At 61.2% G+C, this 17,435-nt stretch carries 12 protein-coding genes and 2 pseudogenes; 4 read left to right on the top strand and 10 right to left on the bottom strand.

What is annotated here, in order from left to right:
* Positions 1 to 1,320: 1,320 nt before the first annotated feature.
* Both BACI349Y_RS01920 and BACI349Y_RS01915 read right to left on the bottom strand, forming a co-directional pair.
* A complete protein-coding gene (locus BACI349Y_RS01920; protein ID WP_159629963.1) occupies positions 1,321 to 3,117 on the bottom strand; it encodes a glycoside hydrolase family 3 protein in 1,797 nt (598 codons plus the stop codon).
* 12 nt (positions 3,118 to 3,129) lie between these two features.
* Positions 3,130 to 4,404 carry an MFS transporter gene (locus tag BACI349Y_RS01915; protein WP_159629961.1) on the bottom strand — a complete coding sequence of 425 codons (1,275 nt, stop codon included), beginning with the start codon at positions 4,402 to 4,404 and terminating at the stop codon, positions 3,130 to 3,132.
* 141 nt (positions 4,405 to 4,545) lie between these two features.
* Between BACI349Y_RS01915 and BACI349Y_RS20480 the strand changes: the two are divergent.
* Together BACI349Y_RS20480 and BACI349Y_RS01910 are read left to right on the top strand one after the other, a co-directional pair.
* Positions 4,546 to 4,638, top strand: a pseudogene (locus BACI349Y_RS20480) (LacI family DNA-binding transcriptional regulator); the annotation flags it as partial.
* Between the two features lie 30 nt (positions 4,639 to 4,668).
* Positions 4,669 to 5,604, top strand: coding sequence for a LacI family DNA-binding transcriptional regulator (locus BACI349Y_RS01910; RefSeq protein WP_440746200.1), 936 nt, complete (start codon positions 4,669 to 4,671; stop codon positions 5,602 to 5,604).
* 311 nt (positions 5,605 to 5,915) lie between these two features.
* Here the strand turns inward: BACI349Y_RS01910 and BACI349Y_RS01905 are convergent, their stop codons facing one another.
* From BACI349Y_RS01905 to BACI349Y_RS01890, 4 genes are all read right to left on the bottom strand, one after another.
* Positions 5,916 to 6,221, bottom strand: a complete 306-nt coding sequence (locus tag BACI349Y_RS01905) for an antibiotic biosynthesis monooxygenase family protein (protein WP_159629957.1) — start codon at positions 6,219 to 6,221, stop codon at positions 5,916 to 5,918.
* 420 nt (positions 6,222 to 6,641) lie between these two features.
* Positions 6,642 to 8,039 carry an FAD-binding oxidoreductase gene (locus tag BACI349Y_RS01900; RefSeq protein WP_159629955.1) on the bottom strand — a complete coding sequence of 466 codons (1,398 nt, stop codon included), beginning with the start codon at positions 8,037 to 8,039 and terminating at the stop codon, positions 6,642 to 6,644.
* Between the two features lie 203 nt (positions 8,040 to 8,242).
* Positions 8,243 to 9,073, bottom strand: coding sequence for a hypothetical protein (locus tag BACI349Y_RS01895; RefSeq protein ID WP_159629953.1), 831 nt, complete (start codon positions 9,071 to 9,073; stop codon positions 8,243 to 8,245).
* A gap of 183 nt (positions 9,074 to 9,256) precedes the next feature.
* Positions 9,257 to 10,747: an APC family permease gene (locus BACI349Y_RS01890; RefSeq protein ID WP_159629951.1), complete on the bottom strand. Its 1,491-nt coding sequence runs from the start codon at positions 10,745 to 10,747 to the stop codon at positions 9,257 to 9,259.
* Positions 10,748 to 11,309: 562 nt separating this feature from the next.
* Between BACI349Y_RS01890 and BACI349Y_RS01885 the strand changes: the two are divergent.
* Positions 11,310 to 12,500: pseudogene (locus BACI349Y_RS01885) on the top strand (IS110 family transposase); the annotation flags it as partial.
* A 284-nt stretch (positions 12,501 to 12,784) separates the two neighbouring features.
* Here the strand turns inward: BACI349Y_RS01885 and BACI349Y_RS01880 are convergent.
* Entirely contained in the window at positions 12,785 to 13,870 is a 1,086-nt protein-coding gene (locus BACI349Y_RS01880) for an LLM class flavin-dependent oxidoreductase (protein ID WP_159629949.1), read from the bottom strand.
* Positions 13,871 to 14,043: 173 nt separating this feature from the next.
* Between BACI349Y_RS01880 and BACI349Y_RS01875 the strand changes: the two genes are divergently transcribed.
* Positions 14,044 to 15,018, top strand: coding sequence for an alpha/beta fold hydrolase (locus BACI349Y_RS01875; RefSeq protein WP_159629947.1), 975 nt, complete (start codon positions 14,044 to 14,046; stop codon positions 15,016 to 15,018).
* Between the two features lies 1 nt (position 15,019).
* Here the strand turns inward: BACI349Y_RS01875 and BACI349Y_RS01870 are convergent, their stop codons facing one another.
* The 3 genes from BACI349Y_RS01870 to BACI349Y_RS01860 all read right to left on the bottom strand — a co-directional run bounded on the left by BACI349Y_RS01870 (position 15,020) and on the right by BACI349Y_RS01860 (position 17,427).
* Positions 15,020 to 15,454, bottom strand: coding sequence for a hypothetical protein (locus BACI349Y_RS01870; protein WP_328699834.1), 435 nt, complete (start codon positions 15,452 to 15,454; stop codon positions 15,020 to 15,022).
* 91 nt (positions 15,455 to 15,545) lie between these two features.
* On the bottom strand, positions 15,546 to 16,460 hold the full coding sequence (locus tag BACI349Y_RS01865; protein ID WP_159629945.1) for an intradiol ring-cleavage dioxygenase: 915 nt from the start codon (positions 16,458 to 16,460) through the stop codon (positions 15,546 to 15,548).
* Positions 16,461 to 16,791: 331 nt separating this feature from the next.
* Entirely contained in the window at positions 16,792 to 17,427 is a 636-nt protein-coding gene (locus tag BACI349Y_RS01860; protein WP_159629943.1) for a GntR family transcriptional regulator, read from the bottom strand.
* Positions 17,428 to 17,435: the final 8 nt, after the last annotated feature.

Below are 17,435 nucleotides of genomic sequence, written 5' to 3'. Positions count from 1 at the left end.
TGTCCTGCCCTGATCCTTACCGGCCGACAAGCGCCGCCGGAGTTGGTCACGAAGACGTCCGGAGCAGGCAGTGTCCTGCAACGGTGGCCCTATTCCGGGGCAACCAGTCGAACAAGGAAAGACCAGACCGGACCGTTGCGGTTCTGCCCAGCATGCTAGAGCAGACAGGACCAGAGCGGCAGTGGTGTCGAATGGCGATCCGCCACGTTCGGCCAGAAGTTGTAAGGCCAGGTCAATGCCTCGGCGGTTCCGGGTGAATCGGTGGTTCCGTCTGACAGAGCCCTATTCACAGGACCGGCAGATTTTGCTGAAGATTTATCGGCTCCATGACACGTGCGTCAGTATCATCCAGTGGTCATAGGGTCCGGTACGGCACACCCCATTTTGATGGCCCCGCAGGGATGACCTGGAGAAGGTGAGGCGGATCGGGGCCTTGATTAAGCCCGGCGGCTACGTGGACAAGCCGATGAGGAGCCTCAATCGTTTATGTATCCGTTTCATCCAACTCCGTTCTCCCCGGCCCCACTCAGCGGGCATGTAAAAATCCGGGTCTGTGCCCCCGCGAGGAAGAAAGACCTCCTGAGCCTGGGGTGGGAACGGGGCAGCTGTCTTCGTATCGTTCGAACTCATGTAATCCTCCTTCGGCCCTCCTGCAGGGCGTTCTTGATGAACCTGTAGTCACAAGAAGGTTCTTGATCCGCATCGCTTCAACTCAGGAAGGCGTCCTTCCAACCAGCGACGGGTCCACGTTAGTCCAGCGCGGTCAGGGCGTCTTTAGACGCGCGAATCATATTTTTCGTTCTGGGGGTCCAGGAACCCCTTCACACCCCGCCGCTGACATGTTATGGGTGCTGATGCCGGGACACCGGGCGAACAAGGCCTGTGTGTTCCGGCATCAGGCACACAATACTCATCTTCCCTTCGTTCTGACCAGTGGGCAGGCAGCTATTGGGGTGGCTATCCCTCCGTAAATCTGGTCTCCTGTCGGCGCACGAAGTCGACAGGCACTGCTGGATGTGCCCGTACAACGTACTGACCCATCCCGATATCAGTGACCATGATCCCCATGTCGTTGCGCCGTGCGGCCTGAGTTACCAGTTCGATGGCGGCGTCTACCGTTCGTTCCCTTTCCGCGGCGCCTCCGGCGACTGTCACCTCGAGCATCCCAGGAGACCTTGAATCTTCGTTTTGGCCTGTGGATGGGTTGGTCAGCGCATTCGGCACCGCAGTTCCTAATCGTCCTTGTGAGGCCGGCGGGCAGGGCAACCCACCGACCTCACTTGCGTGATGCCCTTCGCGGGGCTGTGCTGTGGTAAACGTTTAGCGCGTGTTGAAGGTGTCAGGAGAAGCGTCGGCGGCTGACGGGATTTTTGGGCCCGCCTCGAGCTTTAGTCCGGAGCCGGCGCGGAAGAGCGGAACGGCCATGTCGAAGGGGACGTCTTCCCGTGAGGCCTCGACATCGGTCATGGAGGAGGGCAGGTCGAAGGGGAGGGTTCCCTTGAATGGGGCCCGTCCGGTGAGAGCATCGAGCAAGACCTTGTCACTGCAGCCGAAATCACCGACTATTGCTGCCGTGGCTCCGATGAATTGTGTGAGCACTGCCGGGCGTTCGAGGTATACCGAGAGGTACACCGGGGCGTGCGTGGCGTAGGCGCGGATGCGGTCGACGGTTTCCTGGGGGAACTCGAGGGTCCCGCCGTGGAAGAAGTCGCCGAGGGAGCCGCGGCCGGGTTCGAAGGGTGCATCAAGCCTGACCACAATCGCGTCGGAGGCCGTGATGTCGTCGGTGATAACCAGCTCGTCAGCAAGATCTTGGGCTGTCAGGCCGTCGAGATACACGCGGGTTCCTCCCGCAAGAGGTAGGGCCCCCTCCTCTGCGGAGATCAGCACAAGGGAGTCTCGTTGAGCAGCTACTCCCCGTTCGAGGAAGACCGGGGAGCCGCACACTCTGCGAGTGGTCTCCACGTCAACCCGGCGGTGTTCGAAAGTGCCGAGCCGGAATTTCTCGCGCAGGAGCCGACGCGCGGACTGGTCGATGCGTTCTTCTGTGATGCGCCCTGAGTCCACGAGTTCCTCGATCAGAAGGGGATTGCGGTCGCCTCCGAACTGGTCGATCCCGACGTCTATTGCGATGGCGGCGCGTTCCTTGGGTTCGAGGTGTTCCAGTCCCCAGCCGTTTGGACCGAACGTCACGTCGCCGATCTGCTCTGCCTCAAGCAGGTTCCAGTCGGTTACGACGATACCGTCGAAGCGGAGTTCCCGTCGCAGGATGTCGCGTACGACCGGAGCGTTGAACGCGAACCCGACTTCATCCCAGGATGTTCCGACAGGTTTGCCGTAGTAGGTCATGACCTGTGTCGTTCCTGCTGCGAAGGCGCGGCGGAACGGATCCATGTGCAGTTCCTGCATACCGCCCGGGTACACCTGTTCTGGATAGCGGGGATCGTGCGCGTCGTCGCCTCTTAACTGAGGCCCGGCGCCGGGAAAGTGTTTGACGACTGCAGCCACCGATTCGGGGCCAAGGTGGGGGCCTCCTCTGAGAGCCTCGATGAACGCTACGGTGAGTTCGGCCACGCGTTCAGGATTTTCGCCGAAGGTACCTGAGCCGCGGGACCAGCGCGGATCGCTGAAGATGTCGGCCATCGGTCCTAGGAGAACTCGGACTCCCATGGCCAGCAGTTCCTGGCGCATGGTGTCGGCGTAGCTTCGGACCGAATCGATATCGCCAATTGCAGCGATTCCGGTCGTCTCTGGCCAGCGCGACAGACTGCCGAGCGCCTGACCGGTGAACGGATTGCTGCGGAAGCCATGGCGGGGGTCAGTTGACAGGGTCACAGGGACACCAAGGCGTGTACTTTCCGCGATCTCCTGCAGCGTGTTGTGCCACGCAGCAACAGAGATGCTGTCTTCCCCGCCGAGGACGTTGAAGTGGGTGATGCCCGAACGGCCGACGTTCAGTTCGGCAGCGGCGAGGGCCTCGCTGTCCGTAAGGCCACCGCTGCCGGGGCTCGTAGAAGGGTGAAACATCAGCGCCGCCTTCTCAGCGACTGTCATGCGCGCCAGCAGATCTTCTGCCCGGCGTTCGGCGGGCAGGGCAGGGTCCAGATAATCGTTCACAACGGTTTCCGTTCAGCGAGTCGATCGAATGAAGAAAAGAGGAACGATGCCGAGCAAAGTGAGCACGGCCCCCACGGCCAGCAACAGCGGGTAGTTTGGGGTTCCCCCGCCGACGCCGAGCAGCAGCGGCGCGATGAATGGCATTACCGAGAATGGCAGGGTGAATGCGATGTTGGTGACCCCGAGGTCGCGTGCCGCTGTGTTGGGGTCGTTCATGGTCGCCACAGCGAAGCCGATGTATCCGCCGTAGAGCATTCCGCCGGCGATGCCGCTGACAATGCTTACGCCGATAAGGAACGGCAGGACACCGTCTGCGAATGCGATCTGGATGGTTCCGGCGGCCATGATTACAGCCGTGGCCCCCAGGACCAGCTTGCGGCGGCCGGTGCGGTCGTTGAGCCACCCGGCGATCGGAGCGAAGATCACGGCAAGGATGCCGGGAATGACGTAGGCCAAGGTGATGACCCCTGGCAGTTCATCTTCCGGTACTGCAATGCGGTCTTGGAGGAGATAGACAGTATAGGTCGACACAACCCCCCAAGCGCACGTGACAAGGAACATCGCCACGAGAAAGGCACTGAAGTCAGGGGACTTGCGCGGATTGACGTAGAAGCTGCCCAAAAACTCACGGAAGCCGAAAGGAGCGATGTCATCGCCTGCCGGCCTGTCGTCGCGCAACAGCACGAGCAGCAGCCCACAGAACACCACTGCGACCGCGACGGGCAGACCGAACTGGGCCAGCACGTTTGACGGGAACCACTGTACAAAGAACACGCCCACGAGTAATGCCGCAGAAGCGGCCATACCAGACAGTGCCCCAACGAAACCCTGCTGCTTCTCGGGGATGCGGTCAGCGACAATGGCCAAAGATGCTGCAATCGACGCGTTCACGAAGGCCTGCATGATGATCCAGCCGAGCAGCAGCAGTGGCATTGAGTTGCTGAACCCGATGACGGCAGCCCCGGCGATCGTGCCGGCCAGACCCACCACTATCCACGGCCGTCTACGGCCAAACCTGCTCCGCGTCCGGTCGCTGAGCCGACCGAAAAGGGGATTCGCGATCAACGCGGTCAGCGTGCCGATCCCCGCAGCCATCGAGTAGCTGGTGGCCTTGCCATCCGGGTCTAGTTCGTCGATACGCAACGCGAGCGTGACGGAAGCGGGCAAGTTGATCGACATCCAGATGCCGAACAACGCGAGCACGTAGATTCCGATGAAGAGGGGACCGACACGCTCCGGGACGTTGTTGGTAGCCCCCGTCTCGGTTGCGCTAGTGGGTACTGACATAAATGATCCTCACCATTGAGAGTAGTGGACGAAGTTGGAAACGCTACCGGAAACGTTACCGGAAACGCTGCCGATATACTAGGGACCGGATTGTTGCAGTGCGAGCGAAAGCACAACTTAAGCTCTAGGGATAGGAACTTAATGCTTCGTAAGGTGACATTGGCGGACGTCTCGCGCGCGGCCGAGGTTGGGGTAGCTACGGTATCCAGGGCTCTCGGGGACCATCCGGATGTCAGCGAAACCACGCGCCAGCGCGTTCGCGCTGTGGCGCGCAATCTTGGGTATCGTCCCTCTGCCACAGCGCGGGCGCTGCGCAGCGGTGAGTACCGCGCTATCAGTGTCATCGTGCCCGATGCAGGGTGGGGATGGTGGGAGCCGGTCGTTCGCGCTGCATTTCGAGCAGCCGCCGAAGAGGGCTACTACCTTATGGCGCATCCAGTCGCCGGCACTAAAGGCGGCGCCGCCGCGATTGTGGGGGCACTTGCCAACGTACCGACGGACGGTGTGATCATTATTGGAGTGCCGGATCAAGATGGCGTGCGCGAAGCATGTGACCGCATAGCACTGCCTGCTATTGCGATCGACGATACTAGTCGCACTGTTCGGTTTCCGACCATTTCCGCGCAGAATCGGGAAGGCGCCCGAATTGCCGTTGAGTATTTGATTTCGCTCGGCAGACGATCGATCGCGCTCCTGCGTCCAAACATGGAAATGGAGACAGATACTTGGGGTGACGGGCTGTTCATTGACCACCGCACTCTGGGGTACCGGGATGCACTGGATTCGGCCGGAATTACCTTCGACGAGTCGCTGATAATTGACTGCATGGATCCCTTTAATGAAACACGCATGCACTGGAGGGAGCTGGAATCAGAACTGTCGAAAGGTATCAGAATTGACGCTATGTTCTGTGCTGCGGATACTATGGCAGCTGCCGCCCTGCGGACCCTTCGTGCCCGCGGGTTGAAGGTACCCGAAGACATCTCCATTGTGGGGTTTGACGATGAGCGCGCTGCCATGCTGGTCGATCCACAACTAACCACAATCCGGCAGCCCTACGCCGAGATGGGCCGGCATGCGGTTCAGTTACTGTTGCGCAAAATTCAAGGTGAGGACGTTGAGATTCGCCGCTACGAATTCGTCACGGAACTCGTACGACGTTCATCAACTCCCTCGCCCCAAGAGTGTCAGCAAAACTGACGGCACAACCGGATGACACGACCACACAAGCGTACCCGCATGCATGACCCGCCGGTCGCACAGTCGCCCTCGGTAGGACAGTCCGCCAGGAACGGCGGCAAACGATGTACGCCTTCAGGGCAGCGCGAATTTGTCGGCAACCAGTTGCAGCCACCGTACCGGCACGTTGGTTAGGTACGTCGGCTGCCGATTTCACCAAAACCAAACGAGGACAGACCCCTCAAACTCTCCACTGGCCCAAGCCCTAGCCCTAAGAGGACAACCCTGGGCCCAGTGGAGAGAAACGTCCGACGGAGGCCATTGGGCCAAAATTAGTTGGTACCCTGGGCATCCTCTATTACGTCGTACAGTGCGGTCCCGTGGTCTGCATGCTGTAGTTCGTCGAGCCTGGTACGCGAGGCGAGAAAGGCGGGATCCGCATGCCAAGCCTCCCAGTCCGCTTGACTTCTCCAGGTGCCAATGATGACGCGAGTACCGGGGGCGTCAGCGGGAGTGAGCAACTGACCGTGTATCCAGCCTTCCTTGTTGTGGGCTGATTTAAAGCGCTCTCGGATTAGCCGATCCCATTCTTGCTCTGCGTTCGACTCGAGCTGCATAGTGCTGACAACGGTTATCACGTCGCCTCCTCATGAGGATTGAATTTCTACCACAAACGTCTAGTCCGGGGAACAAGAACAGGATAGATGACCCCGCGCACGGCTGCGAAGTCTTCAGCACGTGCAGTTGTGCGCCGAGGAATGACCCTGGTGGCACTCATTCTTGCCCCTGTCTGGTGGCTCCAATAGCTGCCATTACAGATACCTAACGCAACTTACAACAAATGAAAAGTTCCACTCCCCCGGCAGCATTGGCGAAATGGACAAGCCCGCGGAATGTTCCATTACAACATCAAGCGAATTCGCTTGAGAATCGTCCCGTCAGCGGCCTCCGGTCCGCTTCGACCTGTCGTTGATCCTCCGCTTGAACGGGCTAATTGGTGGTTCAAGATGAGTGTCTGGCAGTCCACCCGGGCTTGTTAGCGCGGCGTCTTGGGAGGGTCAGAATCGCTGGGGGTCTACGTTGTAGTTGCGGTGGAAGCAGTTTTCCGGGTCGTATTCGCGTTTTACTGCAGCGAGGCGGCGGTAGACTTCTGGGGTATAGACCTCGATGACCATCTCTGGTGTGACCTCTGAATTGTTATTTAGGAGACCGAATTTAGAAGTCGTGGCACCGGCGTGAAGTAGGGCCGCGTCCAGCTCTCGTGCCCTCTCGGGGTACTTTGCAGCTCCGTGGCTCGTCCCGTCCCATTCCGCGACGGCCAGCACGCCCATCGCATCGCGGTGCCGGGCCGGCGTTCCCTTCGGGTTTCCGAAGGGCCTTCCTTCGATCTCCAGTTTCACAGAATTCCCGGTCGAGGGCTCGCTGATGAACTTATCGAGATTCGCCGCAACGGCTTCAGCGAAACGACCGTTTGACACGGCGATCTCCCGGTCGATCCAAAGGTTGAACATTCCGTCTTCGAAACTACCCACCTCGGCGTTAAGGGCGACTACCTCGTCGTACGAGCGGATGGCAATGGAGTCGGACACGGGTCGACCCAGGCCACGAAGCCGTTCGATGTCCCGTTCGGCGATATCGAGCTTTCCGAGGTGACCCACGCAGACTGTAATAGCAGGGGCCCCGCTTTCGTCCATGCTTATGAAAACGCTGGGGTAAAGATGATCTGCCATTGCGTTGAGCGCATCGAGGATGGACGTCAGAAGGCTGGGCAGCTTATCGACCGCTGGCTGCCAGGTCATGAATCCGGCAAGCATCTGCCTGGGCAGCTCGTGGAGAGCGACCTCGACCTCTGTGACGACACCAAAGTTAGGGCCTGCACCTCTGATTGCCCAGAACAATTCGGGCCGTTCATCCGCCGAGCAGTGAACCAGCTCGCCTGTTGCCGTCACCAAAGTCGCTCCCACGATGTTGTCGCTGGCGAGACCATAGAACGGAGTGAGGAAGCCGACGCCTCCATTGAGCGCGAGGCCGCAGAACCCGACTTTGGGGTGCATGCCCGTTACAGCCGCTAGACCGTGTCTGGCTGCCTCTTGGACGAGATCGCCAGCGATCACCCCACCACCGACGCGCGCTCTACCCGTGACCGTGTCAATGTCGATGCTATCCATCAGCCTGAGGTCCAAAACGATGCCGCCGTCGTTGGTCGCATACCCATTTGGATTGTGGCCACCGGCACGGACCGATATCTCAAGGTCATTTTCGCGTGCATAGCGAATGGCTTTCTGAACGTCTCCCGCGCTCGTGCAGCGCGCGATCACCGACGGCCGCTGCTGCAAGTGGCGGCCGTCCCAAATCCCCGCGACCGCATCAAAATCATTATTGCCGGGGAAAAGAACATCACCATCAATATTGAGTGGCGTGGTTATCCTTGGTAACGCCAATTTCTGCTCCTCCATCTCTTGACACACGACAGTCGCGGTTAATTTAGTTTCTCTGGTTCAGTCCGCAAGAGGGACTGCGTGCCTCGGTTCGAGCCCCTTGCTCCCGGATAGGGGCAGTATTTTTGTCAAAATTTCCTGTTCATACCAGATCCGCTGCTCCTGGCAGTCGCCCAATTCAGTGTGGAGGACGCGTCTGCAGCGGAACGGATGTAAGCAGGCTATGGAACTAGCCGGGCGAGGCCGCCGTCAACACTCAGTTCCCGATAAGCCTGCGTGATGTTCCCCTGAGAATTTCGACGCGCTGCTCGAGAAGCGAGTAACCGCGCCCTTTCTTCTGTTCCGACCTCATTCATTCGCTTGGCCACGATAGGCGTAAGCGTTTCGAGATCTTCCAGGCTCGTCTCACCGATCATTTTCGTAGCCAGCGATTCCTCAGTCGCATCAGTGAACACCTTTATGCTTTCCTCGGGCCTGAGAACCTGGGTCACGGAGTCCTCCAGACGCGGATCAATCGAGGTGATCTCAATGGTCGAGGAATGAGCGAGGCCGTTCTCCTGACCATACGCATAGACCGAGCGCAAGTTTTCCCTCAGGTAACGGAGATCTGTCCAGCCCAGTGGAGCTCGCTCGACATAGGAAAGATCACGTTCCGCGTGTTCGTCGGGGACCATCAACCGCGTGATCCCATAGTCCTTTACGGCGGCGAGCACGGAGTAGGAGTCGTTCTCTACAAGCACCTCGTAGCGATGGGGAACCACGTCAAGCATGATGTGGCTGCCGTGCATCTGCCCGACATGAAAGAGAATGATCGGTGGATACTGGGGCTTTGTCGTCGCACGCTCTGGAACCAGTCCGTAGAACAACGGCGTCATGGCAAGCAACGCGAGACTCGTCTCAATTGCCCCATACGGTTTGCTCAATACGATGCCAAGCCGCTCTGTCATGCCCCAGTTGGGGAACAGGTCGTCCAGCGTTCCGGAGGTGCGATTGCCGTCCGATCCAATACGAACGCCGAAACTTTCCCTGGCGACGAACTTGGAGAGGTGCATGTGAGCTCCTTATTGCATGCATCCCGTAACTCTGTCGGGATGGGATTCTTTTCAAAGACGCTTAACCGCGGTTGAGACTCTTAGTTCACGCGCAGATAGTGCGCGTGAACTAAGAGAAGGGCGATTGACGAGCTGCCACTGCCACTTTTGCCCGGTCATCACACCGGGTTTAGAAAGAGCGTATTAACTTTCCGTACCGGGAACCAGGTCGCCAGCGTCGTCTCGGCCGATTCTGGCGTATACCTCGGGTCGACGGCTGCGGTAGACCGCGGCCAGGATCATTCCCGTAGCGATGATGGCAAGGATCAAGCCCAAGAGCGCCCAGGTGAACCATCCTTCGGTACTGGTGAGCAATCCGAAATTGAGTCCGGAGAGCACTAGCGCTGTGGTGAAAAATACGAATGCGACACCGCTTCCAATGGCCGGCCACACCGCTTTTCGCCCACCTTTCTTATCCCGGGAAAGGAAGACAGTGATGGCAAGGGCAGCGAATGCAATAAGTATTGCGAATGCGAACGAGTAGATGCCTGCCAGGCGTGCGTACGCCGTCTCTCCGTCGGTTCCACTGAAAAGGACGATGCCGACGAGTACCATTACGCTGAGCACGACGGAAGACCGATGCGGGGAACCATGCCGGGCGTGCACACGGGCCAATGACTTGAACAGCGCTCCATCAGCCCCCAGGTTGAACAGGTAGCGGGAGACGATGTTGTGGCTCGCCAGAGAAAGGGCGAAGCAGCTTGTAATCAGAAGGGAAGTAACCGCGTAGTAGGCCGCGGTGCCGGTAAACTGCTGAACGCTTGCCCCGGAGGCCTCCACGACATTGTCGGTGAGTACGCCCATGATGGCGTTCGGCCCATAGGCGTTGATAAATACCCAAGCCGTGAGTGAGTAGAGGATGGCCAGGATTGCGACAACCGCGAAGGTTGCGCGCGGAATAGTTTTTTCAGGGCGCTTAACTTCGTCCCGGAAGATGATGGTGGCCTCGAATCCGCCATAGACGCCGATTCCGAACATGAAGGCGATGCCGATGTCACCACTGAAAATGTTCTCTGGTTTGAAGCTGTCGAGACCCATACCCTCCGCGCCTCCCTGCGTTATGACGGAGACGTTGTACATGACCATAAGGAGCAACTCCAGCGCCAGGAAGACTGTAAGGATCTTCGCAGAGAAGTCGATGTTCAGATAGCCAAGGATCGAGACGATGATAAACATAACGCTGCCGTACAGCCACCATGGGAGGTCTGGGCCATTGAGGGCGCTGTGTACAAGGTTCTCCGCGGCGATCCCACCAAGGACATACCCGGCAATGTTGGCTGCAAAATAGCAGACTATGGCCGTGAATCCTGTACCGAGACCAGCGATCTTTCCCAACCCGGCGGAAACATACGAGTAGTAGCCACCTGGTCTCGGTAGGCGAAGCCCCATGGCGACCAGACCGGAGGCGAAGAGCGCAGCGACAACGCCACACACGAGCAACATCACCGGTGTGCCGATGCCGTTGCCCAGGAGGATCGCAACGGGCAGGAACCCGAGGAAGTTCACCATCGGGCCGTTGTAGGCCAAGACAGTGAAGATGAGGTTTACAAAGCCGATGCTTCCCTTTAGTTGGGAATCTTTACTCGGCGGAAGGTCCACGCCGATCTCAGCCTTATGCATTTTTATCTCAGACATGGGGAATGCTCCTGGATTTGGTTGGGGGGCGAGCCGGTAGAGCTGCTGTGCGGCCACCATTCCTGCGGGTGCCTCGACGCTGAGGCCAGTTTTAGTCTGTTGTGCACGTCACTTTGCAGGTTCCATCTAAGTGGGCGAATCCCACGACGACAATCTGACTTGCATACGTTTTGAATCCGGAATTTGTACGGAAGTTTGAATCCGAAAGTACGGTCGCCGTGCTATTATCCGCTCGGATGTTCGCCTCCGAGTCTGAGTTCAGCAGTCGGCCGCATCCTTACTCAAGTCGTTGACAGCACCCGGGGTTCGACTCACGCAATAACTTCACCCCCCATTACATTTATTGCGTCCCCGAGGGCCGGGGATTTGGGCGCTGGACCTGGTATGACTTTCTTGCCCTGTCACTGATGATCCGGGGGTGTTGTCGCCAGGTTCGGAGACACGCGTTGACTGCTGATAGGGACACGGCTGGCTCCTTCCGAAGGATCCAGGTCTCTTTGTAACGTGGGTGCCAGCATCGGGTGTCGTGACTGTGGCCAGAAGTGGTGCAAGGGAGCGCCGGATGAACGAAGGATACGAGGTCTACTGCGGCTTGATGTTGGCAAATGCGAGCATCACGCGGCCGCGTTGAGCGCGGTCGTAAACGGGTAGTCGGTAAGGCGTTGCCGCAAGACGAGGCCCGGCTGCGCGAGCTTTTCACTTGCTTGCAGCAGCACGGCCGGGTCCTGGTGATCGTGGACGAACCCAACACCATCGGCGCACTGCCGATAGCCGTGGCCGGGGACTGCGGCTGCACCGTTGCCTACCTGCCCGGCCTGGCGACGCGCAAAGCGGCTGACCTGTACCGCGGAAGTCCAAAACGGACGCCCGGGATGCGTTCATCATCGCTGAGACCTCACGTGCCATGCCACGCACGCTGCGGGCAGTAGACCGAGACAGCGAAGTGCTCGCAGCGCTGAAGGTCCTCTTCGGATTCGACACTGACTTGACTCACGAATGCACCAGAGCGATCAACCGTCTGCGGTCTCAGATTCTGCAAATCTTCCCCGCCCTGGAGCGTGTCTTCCCAGGAACAGTGCTTACCCGGTCCCTGGTCCTGGAGCTGTTCATCAAGTACTCCGGCCCCATCGGGCTGCGAGCTGCCGGCGGTCCAATGTGCTGCGCTGGGCCCGAAACTACAGCCGGAAGTATCCGCTGAACCTGGTCGAGGCGATCTTTGCGGCATTGGACGAGCAAAGCGTCTCCGTCATCGGCGCCGAAGCCGTCGAGCTGGTCATCCCCCGCGTCGCAGCACAAACTAAAGAACACAAACACCAACGAGCGATCGTCGCCGAAGAAGTCGAATAGCTCCTCGATGACTTCCCTCTTTCCCAGATCTTGATGTCCATGCCGGGAGTAGGCATCAAGACCGCAGCGACGATACTCCTGACCATCGCCGATGCCGGCACCTTCACCTTCGCCGGACACCTCGCCGCCTATGCGGGAATAGCCCCGGTGACACGACGTCCGGCACCTCAATTCGCGGTAAATTTCCCGCCGGCTCCGGCAACAAGCAGCTCAAGAACGCACTGTTCAGATCCACATGGATTGCCAGCCGCCACCATCCGGCCTCAAAGGCCTACTACCAAAGAAACGGGACCAGGGAAAGAAGCCCAACGCCGCAGTAATCTGTCTCGCTCCGCGCTGCTGCGACGTCATCTACTCAATGCTCAGAAACGGCGCCCTCTACGAGGAGAAACCGCCCCAAGCCGCTGACGAAAAGCATAGGGACACGCCCCGCATGCTGAGACAGAACGCAGCCATTGAATGGAAGGTGCCGCCGAAAGGAACAAGCGCTATCTAGTCCGGTCTCAAGAACGCGACCCCAGTGGCAGATGTCTTTGGGAGGAGTACACGCCAACCTGACGTCAGATTCCGGATGAGATGTGCGTCAGAATAGGGTCCATACGGGGCCAATAGCACAGGTACGACGAACTGTCTTAGACCTAAATCTGACAGTTCTCCTTCGACGGACTTATGGCATCGGTCCGCTGCCGTTCACTGGCACCCGCGGTCATGCGGTCCTTTGATAGGGCTCTTGCTAATCGGCTTTTCCCCCGGCGCCCAACCCAAGGCCGGCCCCAACTTGCCAGCGATGTCAGTCAGGATCTGGACGTAGTCCTCGTGGTCGAAGCTGAAGGGCAGCGCGAACGCCACCTCATCCACTTCCTGGAAGCCGGCGTGCGCGTACAACTGCTCCGCGATCTCGTCGCTGGTTCCAATGAGGTCAGCCGCGAACATCATGCCCCGCGGCCCCTGCGGAGCGGCAGTGCGCGGGGTGCGTTCATCCACGTACCGCTGGTACTTTTCCCGCTGGGCCGGAGTGGCCGAGTCAGTCGGGATCACCACCAGCCCCTGCGACACCCGGGCCCCAGCATGCCCCGCCAACGCAGCAGCTTCACGGAATGCCCGGATCTGCGCCTGCTGGACCAGGGCGAAGTCCGGTTCCTGGCCCTTGTCCGGAAAGATCACGCTGCTGGAGAGCAGGTTGAAGCCGTTCGCACCAGCCCACACCGCTGACTTCGTGCTGCCGGCCCCGTACCACAGTCGCTGCCGCAGGCCCGCGGAAAGAGGCTCCACCCGGTTGGAGAACTCCTCCACCACGCCCTGCTTGCCGGAGAACTCCCGTACCGGCTCCCCCGCCACAAGGCGCGCAAACCGCTCCACCCGGGCGTAGCTGAAGTCCTCCACGTCCGCGGTATCGGGATACAGCTCGTGCTTCACGGTGTCGTACTGCATCGGCTCCCCCACGCTCACGCCGGGATTGATCCGCCCTCCAGCGAGCAGGTCAACGGTCGCCAGGTCCTCCGCCAGGCGCAGCGGGTTCTCCCACCCCAGCGGTGTCACGGCCGTGCCGAGCTCAATCCGCGAAGTCCGCTGGCTGGCCGCCGCCATCACCGCTACAGGGGAAGAGATGCCGAACTGCAGGTGCCGGTGCCGCAGCCAGGCGCTGTCGAACCCCAGCCGCTCCCCCAGCTCGATGATCTGCAGCGTCGACTCATGCCCGGCAGCTGGATCAAGCGGATCAAACAGTCCAATGGTGAGGAAACCAAGCTTGCGCAAAGGACGGTCGGGCTGCGGCATGGCTTCCTCCAGGATCCGGGGACGTGGCTGGTGTTCAGACTAGGCGCTCAGCCACAGCATGAACCAACATGTCCCACGGCCCGGCGCCGCATGCAAGACAACCTTGACGGCGCCGTCCACCAAGGCGTTAGGCTCACCACGAGCCAGCGACGGCGCAGGCACGGGAGGAACACATGTCACTGCAGGAAATCGAGTTCACGTCCGCCAACGGCCGCGACACCATCCAGGCCTGGGTTTACGAACCCATCGGGCAGCCCAAGGCGATCGTGCAGCTGATCCACGGGCTCGGCGAGCACTCCCGCCGCTACCTCCACCTCATTTCCACCCTGGTGGACGCCGGGTTCATCGTGGTGGCGGGCGACCACTCCGGCCACGGGCGCACGGCCATGCAGCAGGGCACCTGGGGCGACGCCGGCGAGGACGCCGCCAGCGTGGTGGTCGCCGACGAGGTCACCCTCCAAGCCAAGGCCAAAGAGGCGCTCCCCCAGCTTCCCTACGTGGTGTTCGGCCACAGCTGGGGCTCCATGATCGCCCGCGGCATGGCCGTGGACCCGCGGACCCAGCTCTCCGGCCTGATCCTCTGCCGCATCGCCGCCCAAATGCGCGGCATCGAGAAAATGGTCAACCGGCCCGAACTGGCACGGCTTGCCTCCGGCGAGCGGGCCGCGGAACCCGCACCCCAGGAGCTGGTGGCCCAGCTGTTCGACGGCTTCCTGGGCCGCTTCGGCGAAGGCGCGGGCCCCACGGCCTGGGTCGCGCTGGATGCGGACGTCGTCGCCGACCACGGCAGGGACCCCTTCAACAACTTCGGCGCACCGCTCAGCGCCCGCTTCCTGCAGGGCTTCGTTGACCTCTACGACCAGGTCACCTCCGACGACTGGTACAAACGACTCCCCGCCGAACTCCCCGTCTTAATTCTCGCCGGCGACCAGGACCCCGTGACCAACTACGGCGAAGGCGCCTACCACGTGGCCAACCGCCTGGCTGATTCGGGCCACGCGGACGTCCGCACCCGCGTCTTCCCCGGCATCCGGCACGAGGTGCACAACGAACCCACCACCCGCGCCGAGACAGAACGCGAGACGGTCGAGTTCATCCAGCGCGTCACCCAGCGGCAGGAGTTCCCAGCACCCTCATCTGCACAATGAATCAGGCCGCCCGACTCGTGGAGGAGCCCTTGGTACGGTTCCGGTCCAGGATCAGCGCGAGGGCGATCCCGAACATCCAAACGTCCTTCGCCAGTACTGTGCCTTGCTGGCTGGGCCGGATCCCGTCCTCCAGGGTCATCTCCGGAATTCTTCGGTACATGGTCAGAAGCGATCCGGAGAAGAGGCCAAGGCCCAGCCCCGCCAGCCGGCTCGGCACGAACGGCGACAGGAGTGCCGCGCCCAGGGTCATCTCGGCGTAGCTGAGCAGCTTTCCAAACGTTTCCGGCTCCATCCGGGCCACCTGCGGATACACCTTGGCTCCCATGCCCTGCATACGGGCTGCGCTGTCCTTGTCCAGGTTCCGCTTGCTGTAGCCGGCGTTCAATATGAAGGCTCCGGTGGCCAGGCGGAGGGGAATGTGGCTCAGTTTCATCATTGTTCCCTTCACGATGTGTGGGGTGATGCGTGAGAGCATAGTTCGCCCGGCTATGCACCGCCAGAGCCGGGAGGGTGTTGATCGTTTCGCGCTAGATGGTCACGTTGAGCCCCGCTGTGTAGCCGGCAGCCGCTGAACCGGTCATCGTTGCCAACTGGTAGATGCCGCCGTCGTTCCCGAACACGTTGTCCGATTTGAGCGTGGTGCGGGTCATGTTCGTGACGCTGCGCTCGTACCCGGGGGTGGCGTACACGTCGTCGCAGGCCGCCTGCGGCAGCGCGATCTGGGAGACGGCCAATACCTGCCCGGCGGCGGTGGCATTGTTCATGGACTCGAACACCTCGAAGTGGATGTGCGGCCAGCGCCCGGAGTAGGCGGCCGGGAAGATCGACGTGAAGGTGACCTGCCCGTTGGCATCGGCTTCCTGCACGCCGCGCAGGTAGTTCTCGTTCTTCAGGCTCGAGTCGTACATCGAGTATTTTCCGTCCCGGTCGCAGTGCCAGGCGTACACCGCGGCGCCGGCCATCGGGGTGCAGCCGTTGGCGTTGTCCAGGAGGGTCAGGGTGAAGGTCAGCGGTACGCCCTCCGCCTTTGCGGAGGCAGTCCCGAAGCTTGAGGTGATGTCCTTCCGCACCACCCCGGAGGCTTCCAGGACGTTCGGCCCGTTGGAGCCGTCACCCGGATAGGGGCCCGCGGTTTCCTGCGGGATTTCCACGCCGCATTCAGCGATGGCCCGGGTCAGCGTGGGGGTGGGGGTGGCGGTGACGGCGTCCGTGGCCGTGGCGGAGGACGTGGCGGCCGTCGCCGTGGTTGGTGCCGGGGAGGCAGAGCCTGTGTTTCCGGCCGGCGTGCAGGCGGCGAGCGCGGCCACCGCACCGCCCGCGCCGAGGAACAGTCCCAGGGACCTGCGGCTCACCAGGGTGTTCAGGTCGAACTCCAGCCCCCGGTCGTGGTCGGGGTGCGGCTGGTCAAGGTCGGGCTGGCGGGGTGTGCGTGAAGTGGTCATGATGCAAGGAAACCGCACGCGGCTATGCCCTGGGCCGGTTGCTGCTGTGCCGTTGCTGTGCGTCCGGACGGGCGCTTCCCCATAGGAAGCCAGCCCCCGCAGAACGTACGACGGCGGCACCCGCCCCGCCGCCGTCGTCGTCCGTTCCAGCGAAGCCGGCCGGGCGCATAAGGCGACGGAAAAGCGAGGCGGGGCAGGCCCATTGGAGCCTGCCCCGCCTCTTTGCACCGGCTGATGCCCTGCGCCCGACTTTCGGGTTTCCTGTTGCGATGGAGTATGCAGGGACATCTGCCGGCGGGCTTGTAAAGGAGCGCCCGCGGCCGTCTGCGGCCTAGAGCGTCCTGGGATCTTCGGCGTACATCTTCAGCCTGATGCCCAAGGCGTCCGACATGTGGCGGGCGGCGATCTCCCCTGCCCGCCCGGAGTCGCCGTCCCCGATGGCGGCCAGCAGGCTGGCGTAGTCCGCCAGCACCACCGGCCACCGTCCCGGGTAGGTCAGGGTGGTGAGGGTGTACCGGCGCACCTGCTGGTCCAGGCGTTCCAGCAGCCCGATCAGTGACGGGCTGTGCGTGGCGTGCCACAGCTGGGCGTGGAAGGCGCGGTTGGTTTCGGCGAGCGCCCGGCCGTCGCTGGGATCCAGCTGCTGCATCTGCGTCAGCAGCCCCGCGAGCAGCTGACGGTCCAGGGCGGTTGCCTTGACGGCGGCCTTGGCAGCCGCGGCCTGCTCCAAGATGATCCTCGACTCGTAGATGTCGATGATCTCCTCGGCCGAATGCGTGCGGACCACCACCGCCTTGCCGCGCCGTTCCACCAGCCCGTCCTGCTCCAGCCGCTGCAGCGCCTCCCGCACCGGGGTCCGGGATGCCCCGTACCGCTCGGTGAGCTTGGCCTCCGTGAGCGGCTCGTCAGGGGCAAAGACGCTCGCGAGAACGTCCTCGCGGAGCCGCTGATGGATGGGACTGGCCACTTTTTCCT

It is taken from the genome of Arthrobacter sp. 8AJ (assembly GCF_902506025.1).
Classification (GTDB): domain Bacteria; phylum Actinomycetota; class Actinomycetes; order Actinomycetales; family Micrococcaceae; genus Arthrobacter.
Note: the sequence above shows the minus strand (reverse complement) of the source record. Positions and strands in the feature narration are given on the sequence as shown.

Excerpts from the sequence above, each read along its gene's own strand:
- BACI349Y_RS01890 (WP_159629951.1), bottom strand. The coding sequence starts at position 10,747 with ATGTCTGAGATAAAAATGCATAAGGCTGAGATCGGCGTGGACCTTCCG.
- BACI349Y_RS01915 (WP_159629961.1), bottom strand. The coding sequence starts at position 4,404 with ATGTCAGTACCCACTAGCGCAACCGAGACGGGGGCTACCAACAACGTC.
- BACI349Y_RS01870 (WP_328699834.1), bottom strand. The coding sequence starts at position 15,454 with ATGATGAAACTGAGCCACATTCCCCTCCGCCTGGCCACCGGAGCCTTC.
- BACI349Y_RS01865 (WP_159629945.1), bottom strand. The coding sequence starts at position 16,460 with ATGACCACTTCACGCACACCCCGCCAGCCCGACCTTGACCAGCCGCAC.
- BACI349Y_RS01895 (WP_159629953.1), bottom strand. The coding sequence starts at position 9,073 with ATGCACCTCTCCAAGTTCGTCGCCAGGGAAAGTTTCGGCGTTCGTATT.
- BACI349Y_RS01880 (WP_159629949.1), bottom strand. The coding sequence starts at position 13,870 with ATGCCGCAGCCCGACCGTCCTTTGCGCAAGCTTGGTTTCCTCACCATT.
- BACI349Y_RS01875 (WP_159629947.1), top strand. The coding sequence starts at position 14,044 with ATGTCACTGCAGGAAATCGAGTTCACGTCCGCCAACGGCCGCGACACC.
- BACI349Y_RS01900 (WP_159629955.1), bottom strand. The coding sequence starts at position 8,039 with ATGGAGGAGCAGAAATTGGCGTTACCAAGGATAACCACGCCACTCAAT.